Raw genomic sequence first — 17,458 nt, forward strand, 5'->3', positions numbered from 1 at the left:
GTGTGGAAAGTAAATAAGTTAAATCTCATATTTAAAATTTTATTTTCGCAGGTATATGATCGTTAGCCTCACTATAGTGCGTTACCGTAAAGCTTTAATCCCTTTTGCGCTGCTGGCCATGGCGGTACACCGGCTGCCCATGTGGCTGCAGCAGGGCTGCAGCTTTTGGAAATTACTGGGCAGCGGCCGCAACGGCACGTTCGACCTGCAGCCCGACTGGCAGCAATGGGGCCTGTTAGCCGTATGGGATGACCGTGATGCTTACCAGCGCTTTACCAAAACTTCTGTTATAAAAAAATGGTGGAACACTTTAGCCACGGAAAGCTGGACCCTTTTATGCGAACCCATGCAAAGCCATGGCCAATGGGACGGCAGGGAGCCATTTGGTAAGCCAAACGAAAAGATCGCAAACGGGCCAATGGCTGTGCTTACCCGCGCCACCATTAAAATGGGCCGGCTTAAAAATTTCTGGTCGCATGTGGATGAGGTGGCCAACCTGATGGTTAATGCACCCGGTTATATTACCTCTTTTGGGGTTGGCGAAGCGCCGGTGTTTCGGCAGGCCACCTTCTCGGTGTGGGAGAGCTTTGAGCAAATGAAAGCTTTTGCCTATGGCAGTAAACAACACGCCGAAGTAATTAAAAAAACACGCAGCGAAGGCTGGTACAGCGAAGAACTTTTTGCCCGTTTCCGGATCATAGAGAGCAGCGGTACGATCAACGGAACTGACCCATTAGCCGGCTTAATCAAATAGAATTACGTTATGAGAATAATTGCAGAATTACCCCACCCGGATTTTAAGATCTCCATCCTCAGCATGAACCAAAAGTTTATTGTAAAGATAGAACAAGGCACGCTGGAGCAAACCTACAAGATCCCTGATATGGACCTGACCGAAGGTGTGAACAGCGTTTTTGAATTACTAGATGAACCGTTTTTAAAAACGGTTTCGGCCCGATTTGCCGAGATGGGTAAAGACTTTAGGGAAAGCTATTACAGGTATAATTATTAGTAGAGTTGAATTTTATAAATACTTGTAATACATATATTTATAAAAATTAAAAATCTAAACCAAATTATATTTGGTAATATTTTATGTGTAATTAAACATTCCTAATCTCGGTGTCGATATCATTTATAAATACCCATAATATATAAAATACATAAATAATTGATAATTAATTATTTATAGGATAAAAAACAATCAAACAAAATTATATTTGGCAGAATATTAGGGCCATTTAGGGCTACTATATATCTAAAAAACCTTAAGCCGTTTTAAATTTGGTAAACAAATTACACCAACACAATAAGTTAAACAGACCGCATTATACGTCATTTTCCATGAGTTCATCCACCACCATGGGCACCCCTACCGTGGCTTGGTAAGGCATTTCTACTATCCTGCTATTACTTGCCGTTGGGATGTTGGGATCGATAATATATTTGGTTACATCGCGTGGTATGTAATTGATCAATCCGGCGGCAGGGTACACGGCTAAAGATGTGCCGACCAATATAAATAATTCTGCTTGTGCGCAAAGCTTTGCCGCGGTTTCTATCATGGGTACGGCCTCGCCAAACCAAACCACATGGGCCCTTAATTGCGAGCCTAATTCGCACTGCTCCCCCATCTTTAATTCCCAGCCCTCAATCGGGTAGGTAAGGTTTGCCTTTATGCCGGATTGCGACCTGGTAATAATGCCATGCAAATGAATTACTTTGGTTGACCCTGCCCGCTCATGCAGGTCATCAATATTTTGGGTGATAATGGTTACATCATATTTCTCTTCCAATTTAGCCAAGGCATAATGGGCGGCATTGGGCCCGGCCTCCAATACCGATTTGCGGCGCTGATTATAAAAATCCTGCACCAGTTCGGGGTTACGCGCCCAGGCTTCGGGTGTGGCTACATCTTCAATGTTATATCCCTCCCATAGCCCATCGCTATCCCTAAACGTTTTTAAGCCGCTCTCGGCGCTTATTCCGGCGCCGGTAAGTACGATTACCTTTTTCATAATAATAGCATTTAGGCGCGACTATCGCGCTTCTACAATAAAAATAACAATTTTAGAAATGCGATACTTCGCGCCTCACAAACAAAAAAAGCGGTTAACCATTAGATCAACCGCTTTTATCAATATCAGCAATACTACAGAGCCAGTTGCCTTTTGCCTTGCAAAACCGTGTATTTGCTTTTCGCCAGTTCAAACCCACCAAACAATATAGCGCCATAAATGGCATCAGATAGCAGCATGTTGGTTTCAAACGGATAGATAGCCTTAACTAATAAGGTGGTGTAGTTGGCCCATGTGTTTGGCTGGCCGTATAAAAACGGCAGATCCATGATCAGCCAGTGTATCAAAACCGAAACTAATGATGCTGCCGCAACATGAAGCACATTTACCTTTTTAATAAAGGTACCTACAAACACCATCAGCATAAAGCAAACATACATCACCAACGAACTGCTGTAAAAAGTAAATTTACCTGCATAGATATAGTTGATAATAACATCGCTTGCAAAAAGCGCCACTAAAGGCACCAGGTAAGCTTTCCATTTATCTGTAAAATAAGCACCGCCAAATAAAGCTACCGCACCCACCGGTGTAAAGTTACTTAGTGCCGGCACTTGTGTGTTTACCAGGCGCATAGCTATAGCAGCAAGCACCATTAATATAAGTACGGTAGTGCGGGTGTTTTTTGTTTGTAATGACATGTTTGATGATTGTTGCGCAAATTTATTGATAATACCCTGTAAAGTAAAATGCTATTTATTTAAGAATTACAATAGCGCCCGGGTTAATACCTGTTGTAACCTCATATTCCAGTTTACCTGTTTTATTAAAAACATATAATTTGCCGTTATTGGTATAATCTACGGCATCCGTAACAAATACTTCGCCTGTGGTTGGGTCAGCCGTTATTGCGTACGGTACTTTAATTGCTGTGGCATCTGTAATAAAGCCCTCGTTTGCAATAGTTTCGGTTTTAACATTGTACACTTTCACTTTACCCGCGTCTGATAAGTAATAAGCCAGGTCGCCAACAACTATAAAAGAGGTACCGTAACCGGCATCAATATCTACGGTAGTTTTAACAACATCTGTAGTGTTATTAATTGTAGTCAGTTTAGGGTGTGCCGGGTAATCTGTACCGTAAGATATTACATATACGTCGCCGTAAGCATCGGCAGCAATATTAACCGGGTTAGTAGTAGCCAAGTCTATTTTTTTAATTTCGGCACCTGTAGCTATATTAATAACAGATACCGTTTTATCCGGATTGGCAAAATCTAAACCACCAGAGTTAGCTACATATATTTTGCCGTTTGATACCACCATTTGCTCGGGGTTACGGCCTACCGAAATATATTTTTCGATAGTTAAAGATGCGGTATCCAGCACAGCAACTGTACCATCATACGAAGAGATATAGGCTTTGTTTTTATCAAACACCACATAACGCGGCTGGCGGTTGGTGCCGGCATTATCCATTTTTATTTGTTTAATGGATTTTGCGGTTTTAGCATCAACTATTTCTAATGTGCTGGAATAGTTTACGGTGATATACATTTTTGAGCCGTAGATCCTGGCATCATTACCGGTATCACCAATACCACGGCCATTCACGCTGCTAAAAATATCACCGGTAGTGTTTTTAGTGATGGAATTATAAAAGGACAGCACACTATTGTTTTTGCCGATATTACCCTGGCTAAGTATGTAAACACCTGTTTGAGGTACCTCTGTGATGTTTACCTTGTCTTTTTTACAGGCAGATAGCACTGCAAGTATTGTGGCAGCAGCAAAAATGGTTTTAAGTTGAAATTGTTTCATGATGGTATGTTATATGGTTATTTGAAATGATAAACGATATGACCGGCCCGGCATGGGGTAACTCCTGATAATGGAGTAATTTTTATTAAACAGGTTACTTACTTCTAACGAGGTTGTTACCGGTGTTTTCCCGCTAATAAATTTATAAACTGCGGATGCATCACTTAAGGCATATCCCGGCACCAGGTACTCTGGTTGGTTGGTACCGGTGTAATACCTGCCTGCAGATAATACCTGGTTAAAGTATATGCCCAGATCATGGTAATTTACCCCTGCATTTAAAGCGAATGTATTTTTAGGCGTATAAGGTATTTGCTGCTTGTAGGTTGCCGCTGTAGGGTCGCTTACATCAACTGCATACTGATAGGTGTAATTTATATTTAAAGATGCCTGCCATCCTTTATATAGCCTGGTTTGTGATCTGAAGCCAACATCAAGCCCCTTAATATCCACCTTACCTAAATTACTGAACGAAAATACCGCGGGGTTACGGCTTGGCACAGCCAGTATTTTATTGTGCACATTATTATAATAAGCATCAGCTGTTAGTACAATGTATTCTAAAAAGCCATTCAGATTTTTGGAATACGTTGTACCCAGATCATACTGATAAACAAACTCGGGCTTTATAACACGTTTAACAGCAGCATAATAATACAACTCGTCTAAAGTTGGGGCACGAAAAGCATTTTTGTAAAACGCCCTCAATTTAAAGTTGGGGCTGCTAAAAGGCTGAACGGTTGCTACCAGGGTTGGCGATAAAACTGCTTTCTGTTGAAAGGCCGTCCCTTTTTGCACCGACTCGTGAATATTAGTATGCAGCAAATTACCCTGTAGCTGCAACTTACCCAATTTAAAGCTGCTGGCCAAAACATTTAACAGGGTAAATCTTGCGGGGTAAGCATATTTATCTATATAAGCATCTACTGTGGTGTAGGATGCATCAACGGCGTAAGATACTTCCCAAGCATTAGTTATAGCATAAGATAGCGCTGCCGACTGATATGCCTCGCGTTGCTTATAATTCTCTAAAATATAACCTTTGGTATTAAAGTAAGGCGAATCCAGATAACGGGTTTTAAGTTGCGAAAGCTTGCTGCTAAGTAACAGTTTTAAACTATTTTTCCAGATGTGCTGATAACCGGCCTGCACAAACAGGTCGTTATTATTTAAGTGTTGCCCCGGCAATTCGCTGTAAAATACAACCGGCCCGGGCAAGCCACGTTTGGCGTTATAATAATTAAGGTGGATATTAAACTTATTGCTATCGGTTTTACTGTAGTATAATGCTACGTCGGTTTGCAAAGATTGTACATTACCGTTCCTGCGGATAGCCAGCGTATCAGATGCATCGCCATCTACTTTATATTTGTACCGGCCATTGGCACCTATGTAATTACTATTTAAAACCAGTTGCCAGTTATGATTAATGTGCTGCTGCCATTGCAGATACGGGTTGATCAAGCCAAAGCTCCCTCCCTTTACACCCACCTGCACCTGGTATGGCTTACCGGGTGTCAGATCCGGGCGAATGGTTTTAATACTCAGCACACTGGCAGAGGCAAAAGCACGCGCCGGCTGCAGCAGGTTGTCTGGCTGGCCGTTGTAAAGCGTTATTTCTTCTACATTATTCAGATTAAACTTGCTCAGATCTATTTGCCCGGTTTGGGCATCGTTTATTTGCACACCATCAAACAACACCGCCGTATGGTTAGTACCCAAACTGCGCACAGATATGGTTTTTAAGCCACCTATACCGCCATAATCTTTAACGTTAACACCTGCAAAGCTGCGAACAGCATCAGCAATGTTAAACGCACTATACCTGGCAAAATCCTTACGGGTTAATTGTTGAGCCGGGGTAAGCGACTGCACTTTGGGTGCAGGTGTTGCCGTAACGGGTACTTCTTTTAACCGTTTGGTAGAATCAGTTTGTGCCAAAACAAAATTAGAAGCAATCAGGCAGGTGCTTGCCATACCTATCACCTTCCCCAAAAATGGAAAGTTTAACGTTCTTGAAATGGATATGCAACCGTGCCTCATGTTCTGATAAAACATCACAGCTATCAACAGAAAAATATGCAGGAATGAAAATACGCGCTTAATAACGAAAAGAGAGCATTCACATCCAAGCTTCAATCCCCGAAAGCTATGAATAATATAATGCTGAGGCAGGTATTCTGACTTGCTCCCCTTTGCCCTGCCTTCCCATCCCGGTGTAACCGGCACAGTGACATTTTTTGATCGGACATTGGTTAAACGGAGCTTACAGCTGCGGGACAGTTACGGATTTACACCGTATTCCCTTTTAATCCTGTTAAAAAACACTTTTAACAGGAACCTAAAGCGCTGCAAATGTAGTATTAGCTTTGTTAACCGCAAAGTTTAAAATTAGCACCGGTTAAATTAATTTCAATAAAAGAAAACCCGCTTAATGATCAGGTGTTTATTTATGATATAAATACACATCAACATGACAACAGCAGCATTGCAAAACAGATACCGGGGGCCTGCCGAAAGCCAGCAACCAACCCTAAACCTATCTACCGCCGAACGTACCATATCTATAGCAACAGGTGTAAAATTGGCCTTATCGGGCTTTAAGGGTTTATTTAAAAGCCCCTTTGCAAGTATCATAAAACTGGGTGCGGGCGGTTACCTGCTCAATCGTGGTTTTACCGGCCATTGCGATCTGTACGCGCGCATGGGCCGCAACAGCACCGAACCGGTAAACGTAAATATCCGTTCATCCTACCATATTGATAAGCCGCGCGAAGAGGTTTACGCATTTTGGCGCAAGCTGGATAACCTCCCTTTATTCATGAAGCATCTGGAGAGTGTAGAGGTCATAGATGATAAACGCTCGCATTGGGTGCTTAAATTGCCTACAGGCGTTGCCAAAGTAAGCTGGGATGCAGAGATCGTACGCGATGAGCCGGGTTACGCTATCGGATGGAGTTCGTTACCGGATTCATTGATAGATAATGCCGGCAAAGTACGTTTTCAGGATAGTATTGATGGTAACGGCACACTGGTAGATATTGTGATTAGCTACAGGCCGCCCGCAGGAGGTTTTGGAGGCGGTATTGCACATATAATAAACCCGGTTTTTAAAAGTATGGTTGATAGCGATGTGCGCAACTTTAAGCAGTACATGGATATTGATGGCGGCGAACCAACATCTTTTGATGAGCCGGTAGCTATTATAATTGAAGAAACAATTATTGAGGATAATAGATCCGGTGAGGATAATTCCCGTTCCCAAACAAATACGGATCTGTTGGATGGCAGGCAAGGTAACGGGGCTGAAAGTACGGGATTATAGTATCATTTATTGATGCTGACGCTATCGAACCATTAATCGCTTTGTTAAGTATTAGATAGGCTGACAAAATAAAAATACAAAAAAAGGCCTTCTGAATAAACAGAAGGCCTTTTCTTATAATTATGCTCTTGATTATTTCACAGCATCAATGATAGCTTTGAAAGCATCAGGGTGGTTCATCGCCAAATCAGCTAATACCTTACGGTTTAAACCAATTTCTTTAGCAGCTAACTTACCTATTAATTGAGAGTAAGAGATACCGTGCTGGCGTGCACCTGCGTTGATACGTTGGATCCATAAAGCCCTAAACTCGCGTTTTTTGGTCTTACGGTCGCGGTATGCGTATTGTAAACCTTTTTCTACTGTGTTTTTAGCAACGGTGTAAACCTTGCTTCTTGAACCCCAATAACCTTTGGCGAGGTTCATGATCCTTTTCCGGCGTCTTCTCGACGCGACTGCGTTAACTGAACGTGGCATGTTGTGTTGTTTTTGGTAGTGAGTGTCCCTTTCGGAAGCTTCTGTACTCTAATACCTGGTTAAAAAATTTGTTTAATTACTTGCCTATGCAAAGCATACGTTTTACGTTGCCTAAGTCAGCTTTTGATACCAAACTGGTGTGACTAAGGTTACGCTTGCGTTTAGTCGACATCTTGGTTAAGATGTGGCTTTTGAATGCGTTTTTTCTGGCAATTTTACCGGTTCCAGTAAGCTTAAAACGCTTTTTTGCACTGGAATTGGTTTTCATTTTTGGCATAACTCTATTATTTATTTAGATATAAGATTTGAGATGTGAGATAGGAGAAAAAATCTCATTAGCCACACCTCATTTCTTGTGATTGCATTTTAAATATGTCAAAGATCTAAGTTAGAGAATGTCTCTAATCTCCAATCCAACGTCTCAGATCTTATTTTTTCTGTGCCTTTGAAGCAACAGTTAAAAACATCCTTTTACCTTCCAGCTTTGGTAATTGCTCTACCTTACCTAAATCTTCTAATGCCTGTGCAAAACGCAGCAATAATATCTCACCTTGTTCTTTGTAAACAATTGCACGGCCTTTAAAGTGCACGTAAGCCCTTACCTTTTCGCCGGCTTCCAAAAACTTTTGCGCATGCTTTAATTTAAATTCAAAGTCATGGTCATCAGTGTTCGGCCCGAAACGGATCTCTTTAATAACTGTCTGCTTGGCGTTGCTTTTGATCTCTTTAAGCTTTTTCTTCTGTTCGTAAACGAATTTATTATAATCGGTTACTTTACAAACGGGAGGTACTGCGTTTGGAGAGATCTCAACCAGGTCAAGTTCCTGTTCCTGTGCGATAGCAAGCGCATCTCTTAACGAGAATATCCCCTGCTCAACGTTATCACCTACAAGGCGCACTTCCTGTGCCCTGATAAACTGGTTGATGTTGTGTTCGGCTTCTTTTTTCTTAAAAGGTAGCCTTGGTCCTCTATTGAAAGGTTTGTTTAAAGCCAAGTTATACTGTTATTTCTTTAATTATTTGTTCTTTAAATTCTTGTATGCTCATACTTCCCAAATCGCCCGTGCCATGTTTACGAACAGAAACCAGCCCTTCGGTTGCTTCTTTTTCGCCCACAATAAGCATATATGGGATCTTTTTAACTTCAGCGTCGCGTATTTTACGACCGATTTTCTCATCTCTAAAGTCAATCAGCCCGCAAATATCGGAATCTTTTAACTCATCTGAAAGTTTTTTTGCATATTCTTCATACTTTTCAGATATCGGCAGGATAATAAACTGCTCGGGAGATAACCAAAGCGGGAAATTGCCGGCACAATGCTCTATCAGTACGGCTACAAAACGCTCCAATGAGCCAAACGGCGCACGGTGTATCATCACCGGGCGATGCTTTTGGTTATCGCTGCCGGTATATTCCAGCTCAAAACGCTCGGGCAGGTTATAATCTACCTGTATAGTACCTAACTGCCATTTACGGCCCAGGGCATCCTTCACCATAAAATCAAGCTTAGGGCCGTAAAAAGCCGCTTCGCCATATTCTACTACGGTTGGCAGGTTCTTCTCGGCAGCAGCCTCGATGATAGCGCTCTCGGCTAAAGCCCAGTTCTCGTCGGTACCAATATATTTGGTTTTGTTGTTTGGGTCGCGCAGGGATACCTGTGCAGTGTAATTATCAAAACCCAAAGCGCCAAATACATACAGCACCAGGTCAATAACCTTTTTAAATTCTTCTTTTACCTGATCGGGGCGGCAAAATAAGTGCGCGTCATCCTGTGTAAAGCCGCGTACACGGGTTAAGCCATGCAGCTCGCCGCTTTGCTCGTAACGGTAAACAGTGCCAAACTCTGCCAAACGCACCGGCAGATCTTTATACGAACGTGGTTTTGTTTTATAGATCTCGCAGTGGTGCGGGCAGTTCATCGGTTTTAAAAAGAACTCCTCTCCCTCCTGCGGGGTTTTTATCGGCTGAAACGAATCGGCACCATATTTTTCATAGTGGCCAGAAGTTACATACAGGTTTTTATGGCCGATATGCGGCGTAATAACCTGTTCGTAGCCAGATTTTACCTGTGCTTTTTGTAAAAAGTTAGTTAATCGCTCGCGTAAAGCAGTACCTTTTGGCAACCATAACGGTAAACCCATACCCACCTTTTCGCTAAAGGCGAATAGTTCCAATTCCTTACCTAATTTACGGTGATCGCGTTTTTTAGCTTCTTCTATCAGGTGCAGGTAATCTGTAAGTTCACTTGCCTTAGGGAAAGTTACGCCGTAGATACGGGTAAGTTGCTTACGGCTTTCATCGCCGCGCCAATAGGCGCCGGCAACACTCATCAGCTTTACAGCTTTAATACTTCCTGTATTAGGGATGTGCGGGCCACGGCAAAGGTCGGTAAAGTTACCCTGTGTGTAAAAGGTAATACTGCCATCGGGCAGGTCCTTGATCAGGTCGAGTTTATACTCATCCCCTTTCCCGGTAAAATATGCAACAGCATCTGCCTTGCTAACCGGTTTGCGAATGTATTCGCTTTTGGTTTTAGCCAGTTCGATTACCTTGTCTTCAATTTTCTTAAAATCATCTGATGAGAATGGCTCGTCGCCAAAATCAACATCATAATAAAAGCCGGTTTCAATGGCCGGGCCTATACCAAATTTAGTGCCCGGATATAAGGCTTCTAAAGCCTCGGCCAGTAAGTGGGCGGATGAATGCCAATAAGTTGATTTACCTTTTGCATCGTTCCAGGTTAAGAGCTTAACGGCCGAATCTTCTTCGATAGGGCGGCTGGCATCCCAAACCTCGCCGTTAACTTCGGCAGCTAATACGTTACGTGCTAAACCTTCAGAGATAGACTGCGCTATCTGCATAGAAGTGATCCCCTTGTCGTACTGACGAACGGAACCATCGGGAAGTGTAATGCTAATCATCTACAACTATGATTTAAATTTTAATAAATAATGAATAAAAAACGAATCGCATACTACCGCGATTTGAACTTAGCGCAAAAATAGAATTTTATTTATACCAGGAAAGGAAATTATGTGTTTTGCAGACCTAATGCAGGTAATCGTTCCTGGCTATCTGTTCATTAACCTGGCTACATATTTACCAATGATATCAAACTCCAGGTTTACCACCGAGCCTTCGCGCACGTTATGCAGGTTGGTATGCTCGTAAGTGTATGGAATGATGGCTACCGAAAAATAATTCAGTCCCGAGTTTACCACCGTAAGGCTAATGCCGTTCACACAGATCGAGCCTTTCTCTACCGTTACATTACCACCGGCAGCATCATACTCAAAGGTATATTCCCAGCTGCCATCCAGTTGGATAAATTTAGTACAGGTGGCGGTTTGGTCTACATGCCCCTGCACAATATGGCCATCCAGCCGGGCATTCATTTGCATGCATCGTTCCAGGTTTACCGGTTCGCCAACTTTAAGGTAACCTATATTGGTTTTATTCAGCGTTTCTTCAATGGCTGTAACCGTGTGCGTATCATCGGTTAAACCCACAACGGTTAAACAAACGCCGTTATGCGCTACCGATTGGTCTATCTTTAACTCGTTAACAATGCCCGATTGTACGGTGATGTGCAGGTTGCCCTGCTCCTGCCTCAAATTGGTTACCTTTCCTAAAGTTTCTATAATTCCTGTAAACATCGTGCGCAAAAGTACAGAATTTTAGATGTGGGTTATGTTATCACAGCATCATAAAAAAAGCGGATAGCTTGTGAGCTATCCGCTTTTTAATAAATATTTAAAGTACTATAAGGTGATATCAAACACTTGTCCGTTGAATGACACGGTAGCTTTATGCTCGCCTAAAAACTTAATGGTACCTGTAAAGTTAAAATCCTTACCGGCATTATTACCGGCTGATGTAAAATTGGCGGTACCGGCAGTAATATCAAACGGCCTGTTAGCAGCATCTATAATAATACCCTTTAATACATAGGTGTTGTTTTGAACAATGTAATCACCATCTTTTTTAGTGGTGATCTTGTAAACAGAACTTTGGTTACCGTTAACCTCCATCTTTACAAATTCGGGCAGTAAGCTTTTTAATGTGTAGTATTCTTTAACGCTTATATCGTAAACAGCATACGGGCTAAAACCGGTATTTACGTAACTGCCTGTGTAAGTATAACCATTGGGCTGATTACCTGCATCGCAGCTAACAACATATTTGTTTGAACCGGTCATTACATCTTTAACGGTATCGCCTTTGGTGTAAGTATTGTCATAAGGTACCTCGATGTACTGGCCGCAGGTAAGATCGTTAACTTTTTTACCGTTACGCACGCTGTTGGTAGCAGGTAAACCAGAGGTGGTTTTGCTGGCAATAGTATTACCAATGGAGTTGTAAAGGTTAACAGCTATTGAAGTAGCCATCTCTTTATCAGTATTGGTATTAGCTACCTTTGCCTCTTTATTACAAGACGAATAAACTAAAACGGTTAATGCTATAAGGGCTGCAGCAGCCGGTGATTTGAATTTAGTGAACATAACGTAATAAGGTTTATAATATTTTCAACAAAAATACCTTATCTGCAGATATTTATGCAACTTTTTTTTCACTTTCGCGTATAACGGAACGCGAAAATTAAAAACAAAAGCAATAGTTAATTAATACCATCTTCAATTAAAAGATTGCTCATTACTTAAAGCATCCTGGCAAATCAACGCGTTTATTGCGCAGATCTTTTCCACCTTCAAATACAGATTTTAGGTTGGCAAGATAAAACACCCACCCTACCTGGCACTGCACCAGCAAATTTTTCTCAGGGTCATCTTCCGGTGGTATGTTCGTTTGCTCAAGTTCAATAATGGTTAAACCATTGCGGGTACTAAAGTTTACGCTTACCATACTGCCGCCGCTAAAAGTGAACTTCACAAAGTCGTGCCCGTTGGCTTCTAATATGCTGCCCGTTTGCACCATGCTGTTATCATAACCATGCCAGTACCACGAATAGGTATCCTCTTTCAAGATCTGCTCGCCGGCTTCACGCAGGCGTTGCGGTACGGTAAAAAAATCCGCTTTGCGCAAAAACCATTTCTCCAAACCGGCGGGAGTTGTCCAGGCCAGGTAAAGGGAACGCAGGTCGACATTATAATCGCCACAAAGTTTAAATTTGCTCCAGCGGGTTTGGTCCATAAGTAAAAGGTTTATACAGATTTGTATGCATATAAAACTAACCAAAATAGTTTATGTTTAGCTATTTACTATCAAAACAATTTTATGACGAAGCAAAGCGCGGGGATATTGCTGTACAGGCACAAAAATGGTTTGCTGCAGGTTTTTTTGGTACACCCCGGCGGCCCCTTCTTCCGCAAGAAGGACGATGGCGCGTGGTCGGTACCCAAAGGTGAATTTACGGATGATGAAGATGCGCTTGCTGCTGCAAAGCGCGAGTTTGAGGAAGAAGTGGGCAAGCCCGTTACCGGTGATTTTATAAAACTACAGCCCGTTAAACAAAAAAGCGGCAAAGTGGTGCATGCCTGGGCTGTAGAAGGCGATATAGACCATGAAACTATCGTAAGCAATACCTTTGAGATAGAGTGGCCGCCAAGATCCGGCAAGCGTGCCAGTTTCCCGGAGATTGACAGGGCCGGTTGGTTTAGTGCCGATGTGGCAAAACTGAAGATCATCCCCGGGCAGGTTGGTTTGATCGACGAGTTGGAAAAGTTAACCTGAACCCGTGATCTGGCGAATTTAAGGCTTCACGGGGTTTCTTAAAAAACTGTTCACGTTCACGACGTATGAACATCGTGAACATTTTATAAATATCTTATAATCAGATTGTTAATAATTAGCCTTTTCTGTTTTTTACCCAATTGCTTTCTGCTATAGCGGCCGGCTGCGTAATAGTTGCCTTTTTGCCGGCTAATAATTTTTCCATTACCAAAGCAGCTATCAAGGCCTCGGTGTCGTTGCCGTTTTCCAGCGACTGGGGCGTAAAATATTTTTTTACAAAGTGGGTATCAAAGTTACCTGATGTAAAAGCCTCGTGCCCCATTACAAACCGGCCGAAACCAAGCGTTGTAGTGATGCCCGTTATGGTGTATTCATCAATAGCGCGTACCATGCGTTCTATAGCCTCTGTACGGTCTTTACCGTAGGTTATCAGTTTGGCTATCATCGGGTCGTAGTAGATCGGGATCTCCATCCCCTGTTCAAACCCGTCATCCACCCTAACGCCCGGTCCTTTTGGGGTAACATAGGTTTGCAGGGTGCCAATATCAGGCAAAAAGTTATTGGCGGGGTCTTCGGCGTACACGCGCAATTCCATGGCATGGCCTTGTATCTTCAGGTCTGTTTGTTTAAAGCTGATGGCTTCGCCGCGGGCTATGCGGATCTGTTCTTTCACCAGGTCGATGCCTGTTATCAATTCCGTAACCGGGTGCTCTACCTGCAAACGGGTGTTCATCTCCAGGAAAAAGAAATCCAGCTTTTCATCCATAATAAATTCTACCGTGCCTGCGCCGGTATAATTAACAGACCGGGCTACATCCACGGCGCATTTGCCCATAGCTTCGCGAATCTCCGGCGTCAGTACAGATGATGGTGCCTCTTCTACCACTTTTTGATGGCGGCGCTGCACCGAGCAATCACGCTCAAATAAGTGTACAATATTACCATGCGTATCACCCAGTATCTGTATCTCGATATGCCTTGGCGAAGAAACATAACGTTCTATAAAAACCGCGCCATCACCAAAGGCAGATATGGCTTCGGATACGGCCAGGCCCATTTGCTCTTCAAAATCTTCGGGGGTATCTACAATACGCATCCCTTTACCGCCACCGCCGGCAGCCGCTTTGATGAGGATAGGGAAGCCTACTTCAACCGCACGCAGTTTAGCCTCATTTACATCTGTAATGGCTTCTTCGGTGCCGGGCACCATAGGGATATTGTATTTTAAGGCTGCAGCTTTGGCAGATAGCTTATTCCCCATCACTTCCATCGCCTCGGGCGATGGGCCGATCAGGATCAAACCTGCTTCGCGCACTTGCCTGGCAAAAGCGGCATTCTCGCTTAAAAAGCCATAACCGGGATGGATACCTGCTGCACCGGTTTGCTGGCAGGCGGCTATAATTTTATCGCCCACCAGATAAGATTGGCTGGATGGCGCTTCACCAATAAATACCGCCTCATCTGCATAGCGCACATGGAGTGCATTGCGGTCGGCTTCTGAATAAACGGCCACCGTTTTTATACCCATTTCGCGGGCAGAACGCATTACGCGCAAAGCAATCTCGCCCCGGTTAGCTACCAATATTTTTTGCATAGACAACAAATGTAATTAATCTATACAAAGGCCAAAATATTGTAGCAGTGTATTAACGTTTTTCTTGCTTGCCATTATTTTTTCTGAGGATCAAAAACAAGGCAAGTACTACAAACGCTATGATCAATACAAATGCAACAGGTAATAACATAATATTAAAGTTTAATTTATTAACTAAAAATTAATATCGAATCGTTGGTTTTTATAAAGGTGAGATTTGCTGGCCCGCAACGATGTGTTCTTTTTCTATTTTCTTCTGCAATTCCAGTATGGCCCCTATCAATGCTTCGGGGCGGGGCGGGCAACCCTGTACATAAACATCAACCGGGATAACCCTGTCAACCCCTTTTACCACATGATAACCGTGCTGCCAGTATGGCCCGCCGCAGTTAGAGCACGAGCCCATAGAGATGACATACTTAGGATCGGGCATCTGCTCGTACAGGCGTTTAATACGCTCGGCCATTTTAAAAGTAACCGTGCCGGCTATGATGATCACATCCGACTGGCGGACAGAAGGGCGTGGAAATACCCCAAACCTATCCAGATCATAGGTAGAAGCCATAGCGCCCATCATTTCAATGGCGCAGCAGGCAATACCAAAGCTTAGTGGCCACAGCGACGACAGCCTTGCCCAGTTAAGCAGGTCATCCATCCTGGTGACAACAATTCCACCGGTTTCGTTAGTCAGATCAGGCGTCATTAGCTGGTTTTTTAAATGATGGTTTAAACATAGGCTTCCGGGTTTCGGGCGCGGCGGTAACTGTATCAGAAGTTGTAGTAGCCGCAGCAGGTATCAAAACTTCTGAAGTAAATTCTTTTACCTTAAAATTGCCTTGTTTAACATTAACGTTATCATATAGTAACTGTGGTATGCGGACGTCTGTTTGCGGCAGGGTAACATTTGGCTTTATCCAGTCCAGGTCGCCTTTTAACCAAACGTAGGCCAGGCCTAAGATCAGTATCCCTAAAAAAATAAACATTTCTGTTAGCGATAGCCAGCCCCAGCGGGCGTCCGCAGCTAATATTTCGCGGTTGCCAAATACCGTTGCCCACGGAAAAACGAATACCATCTCTACATCAAACAACAAAAACACCAGCGCTATCACATAAAAACGCGAGTTAAAGGGCAACCAGGCATTGCCGGTTGGCTCCTCGCCACATTCATAGGTGGTTAGCTTATCATAATTAGGGTTACGGGGCGCTAAAAGGCGGTTCACAAAAAATAACCCGCCAATGGCTAAAACGCCTGTAATTAAAAAGATAAGTATCTTTCCAAATTCTGATATTTGCGCAACATCATTCATGACAGCAAATTTAACAAAACAATCAAACTTTGACGCTATAATTATTGGCGGCGGCGCATGCGGACTGATGTGCGCAGTGCAGGCAGGTTTTTTAGGCAAGCGCACACTGGTTTTAGAGAAGAACGATAAGGTGGGCGCTAAGATCCTGATTAGCGGCGGCGGCAGGTGTAATTACACCAACCTGTATGCTACCCATAAGCAATTCATCTCGCAAAACGAACATTTTAGCCGCTCGGCATTAGCGCAGTGGACGGTGGATGATACGGTGAATTTTTTTGAAGCTTACGGTATAGAAGGCAAAGAAAAAACTTTGGGGCAGCTTTTCCCGGTGAGCGACAAGGCAAAGGATGTGGTGAACGTTTTTACCGGCCTTTGTAACGATCTGGATCAGGAGATATGGTGCGATACCGAAGTAACCACCGTAGCGCAAACCGAAGATGGCTTTAACGTTACGGTTACACGGAATGGTAAAACACAAATATTATTTGCCCCCAGGGTAGTTATTGCCAGCGGCGGCCTGCCTATACAAAAAATGGGCGCTACAGATTTTGGCCTGCGCATAGCCCGTAAATTTGATATGCTGGTTACCGAAACCTACCCTGCCCTGGTGCCGCTAACAATTACCGGCAAAGAACAGCCCTGGTACGAGCAGCTATCGGGCAACAGCATATTTTGCCGTGTGTGGAATGACAGGGCAAGCTTTGAAGAGAATATTTTATTTACCCACTGGGGATTAAGCGGCCCGGCTGTATTACAGATCTCATCGTACTGGAAACCGGGTGAAAGCATTTTTATAGACCTGCTGCCCGGCAAAGATATTATTGAACTGATACTGCAAGAACGCGAACAGAACGGCAAAAAAATGCTGCTGGCTTATCTATCTAACCTGTTTACCCGCAAGTTTGCCGAGGCTTTGGTTGATTACATCCCGGCGGATAAAAACCTGGCATCCTTAACTAAAACTGAACTGGAAGACATAGGTGCCCTGCTGCACGAATTTAAGGTAAAACCGGCGGGTACCAAGGGTTATGATAAAGCCGAAGTGATGACAGGCGGCGTAGATACCAACGAACTATCATCCAAAACCCTCGAAAGTAAAAAAGTGCCGGGCCTTTTCTTTGGCGGCGAATGTGTGGATGTTACCGGTTGGCTTGGCGGTTATAACTTTCAATGGGCCTGGGCCAGCGGTTTTGTAATAGCGCAGAATTTGTAGTTTGATCCGGA

Annotated in this window: 19 protein-coding genes and 1 riboswitch; of the genes, 5 read left to right on the forward strand and 14 right to left on the reverse strand. The window is 43.3% G+C overall.

From position 1 onward, the window contains the following. Positions 1-55: 55 nt before the first annotated feature. Positions 56-754, forward strand: a complete 699-nt coding sequence (locus tag E2R65_RS17590; protein ID WP_134337806.1) for a DUF3291 domain-containing protein — start codon at positions 56-58, stop codon at positions 752-754. A gap of 9 nt (positions 755-763) precedes the next feature. Continuing rightward, complete coding sequence (locus E2R65_RS17595) at positions 764-1,012, forward strand: hypothetical protein (RefSeq protein ID WP_134337807.1); 249 nt, start codon at positions 764-766, stop codon at positions 1,010-1,012. Between the two features lie 316 nt (positions 1,013-1,328). On the opposite strand, the gene E2R65_RS17600 is transcribed toward E2R65_RS17595, so the two are convergent. The 4 genes from E2R65_RS17600 to E2R65_RS17615 form a co-directional block, all read right to left on the reverse strand. Further along, entirely contained in the window at positions 1,329-2,018 is a 690-nt protein-coding gene (locus E2R65_RS17600; RefSeq protein WP_134337808.1) for an SIR2 family NAD-dependent protein deacylase, read from the reverse strand. 134 nt (positions 2,019-2,152) lie between these two features. Then, positions 2,153-2,719: a DUF6580 family putative transport protein gene (locus E2R65_RS17605; protein WP_134337809.1), complete on the reverse strand. Its 567-nt coding sequence runs from the start codon at positions 2,717-2,719 to the stop codon at positions 2,153-2,155. 55 nt (positions 2,720-2,774) lie between these two features. Continuing rightward, positions 2,775-3,839, reverse strand: coding sequence for a DUF5074 domain-containing protein (locus E2R65_RS17610; RefSeq protein ID WP_134337810.1), 1,065 nt, complete (start codon positions 3,837-3,839; stop codon positions 2,775-2,777). A gap of 9 nt (positions 3,840-3,848) precedes the next feature. Then, entirely contained in the window at positions 3,849-5,882 is a 2,034-nt protein-coding gene (locus E2R65_RS17615) for a TonB-dependent receptor plug domain-containing protein (RefSeq protein WP_158285294.1), read from the reverse strand. Positions 5,883-5,992: 110 nt separating this feature from the next. Continuing rightward, a riboswitch (cobalamin riboswitch) is annotated at positions 5,993-6,200 on the reverse strand. 112 nt (positions 6,201-6,312) lie between these two features. On the opposite strand from E2R65_RS17615, the gene E2R65_RS17620 reads away from it, so the two are divergent. After that, on the forward strand, positions 6,313-7,164 hold the full coding sequence (locus E2R65_RS17620) for an SRPBCC family protein (protein ID WP_134337812.1): 852 nt from the start codon (positions 6,313-6,315) through the stop codon (positions 7,162-7,164). Positions 7,165-7,296: 132 nt separating this feature from the next. On the opposite strand, the gene rplT is transcribed toward E2R65_RS17620, so the two are convergent. The 7 genes from rplT to E2R65_RS17655 form a co-directional block, all read right to left on the reverse strand. Beyond that, positions 7,297-7,641, reverse strand: coding sequence for a 50S ribosomal protein L20 (gene rplT / locus E2R65_RS17625; protein ID WP_067059791.1), 345 nt, complete (start codon positions 7,639-7,641; stop codon positions 7,297-7,299). A 76-nt stretch (positions 7,642-7,717) separates the two neighbouring features. Then, positions 7,718-7,918 carry a 50S ribosomal protein L35 gene (rpmI, locus tag E2R65_RS17630; RefSeq protein ID WP_067193247.1) on the reverse strand — a complete coding sequence of 67 codons (201 nt, stop codon included), beginning with the start codon at positions 7,916-7,918 and terminating at the stop codon, positions 7,718-7,720. A gap of 151 nt (positions 7,919-8,069) precedes the next feature. Next, on the reverse strand, positions 8,070-8,636 hold the full coding sequence (gene infC, locus E2R65_RS17635) for a translation initiation factor IF-3 (RefSeq protein WP_134337813.1): 567 nt from the start codon (positions 8,634-8,636) through the stop codon (positions 8,070-8,072). A 1-nt stretch (position 8,637) separates the two neighbouring features. Next, positions 8,638-10,563 (reverse strand): threonine--tRNA ligase, encoded by a 1,926-nt coding sequence (thrS, locus tag E2R65_RS17640; protein WP_134337814.1) that lies wholly within the window; start codon positions 10,561-10,563, stop codon positions 8,638-8,640. Positions 10,564-10,713: 150 nt separating this feature from the next. After that, positions 10,714-11,298 carry a riboflavin synthase gene (locus tag E2R65_RS17645; RefSeq protein ID WP_134337815.1) on the reverse strand — a complete coding sequence of 195 codons (585 nt, stop codon included), beginning with the start codon at positions 11,296-11,298 and terminating at the stop codon, positions 10,714-10,716. Positions 11,299-11,403: 105 nt separating this feature from the next. Next, the gene (locus E2R65_RS17650) at positions 11,404-12,144 is read right to left on the reverse strand and encodes a hypothetical protein (protein ID WP_134337816.1); all 741 of its coding nucleotides are present in this window, start codon (positions 12,142-12,144) and stop codon (positions 11,404-11,406) included. A 151-nt stretch (positions 12,145-12,295) separates the two neighbouring features. Continuing rightward, positions 12,296-12,793 (reverse strand): SRPBCC family protein, encoded by a 498-nt coding sequence (locus E2R65_RS17655; protein ID WP_134337817.1) that lies wholly within the window; start codon positions 12,791-12,793, stop codon positions 12,296-12,298. 84 nt (positions 12,794-12,877) lie between these two features. Between E2R65_RS17655 and E2R65_RS17660 the strand changes: the two genes are divergently transcribed. Beyond that, the gene (locus E2R65_RS17660) at positions 12,878-13,333 is read left to right on the forward strand and encodes an NUDIX domain-containing protein (protein WP_134337818.1); all 456 of its coding nucleotides are present in this window, start codon (positions 12,878-12,880) and stop codon (positions 13,331-13,333) included. Positions 13,334-13,448: 115 nt separating this feature from the next. Here E2R65_RS17660 and accC read toward each other — a convergent pair whose 3' ends face one another. The 3 genes from accC to E2R65_RS17675 all read right to left on the reverse strand — a co-directional run bounded on the left by accC (position 13,449) and on the right by E2R65_RS17675 (position 16,234). After that, the gene (gene accC / locus E2R65_RS17665; protein ID WP_134337819.1) at positions 13,449-14,927 is read right to left on the reverse strand and encodes an acetyl-CoA carboxylase biotin carboxylase subunit; all 1,479 of its coding nucleotides are present in this window, start codon (positions 14,925-14,927) and stop codon (positions 13,449-13,451) included. Between the two features lie 202 nt (positions 14,928-15,129). Next, positions 15,130-15,630 carry an NADH-quinone oxidoreductase subunit B gene (locus E2R65_RS17670; protein ID WP_134337820.1) on the reverse strand — a complete coding sequence of 167 codons (501 nt, stop codon included), beginning with the start codon at positions 15,628-15,630 and terminating at the stop codon, positions 15,130-15,132. After that, entirely contained in the window at positions 15,620-16,234 is a 615-nt protein-coding gene (locus tag E2R65_RS17675) for an NADH-quinone oxidoreductase subunit A (protein WP_134337821.1), read from the reverse strand. Before E2R65_RS17675 ends, E2R65_RS17670 begins: the two co-directional genes overlap by 11 nt. On the opposite strand from E2R65_RS17675, the gene E2R65_RS17680 reads away from it, so the two are divergent. Continuing rightward, positions 16,233-17,447, forward strand: a complete 1,215-nt coding sequence (locus tag E2R65_RS17680; RefSeq protein ID WP_134337822.1) for a BaiN/RdsA family NAD(P)/FAD-dependent oxidoreductase — start codon at positions 16,233-16,235, stop codon at positions 17,445-17,447. The two genes, E2R65_RS17675 and E2R65_RS17680, sit on opposite strands and share 2 nt — an antisense overlap. Positions 17,448-17,458: the final 11 nt, after the last annotated feature.

This window comes from Mucilaginibacter phyllosphaerae, from assembly GCF_004378255.1.
GTDB classification, from domain to species: Bacteria; Bacteroidota; Bacteroidia; order Sphingobacteriales; family Sphingobacteriaceae; genus Mucilaginibacter; species Mucilaginibacter phyllosphaerae.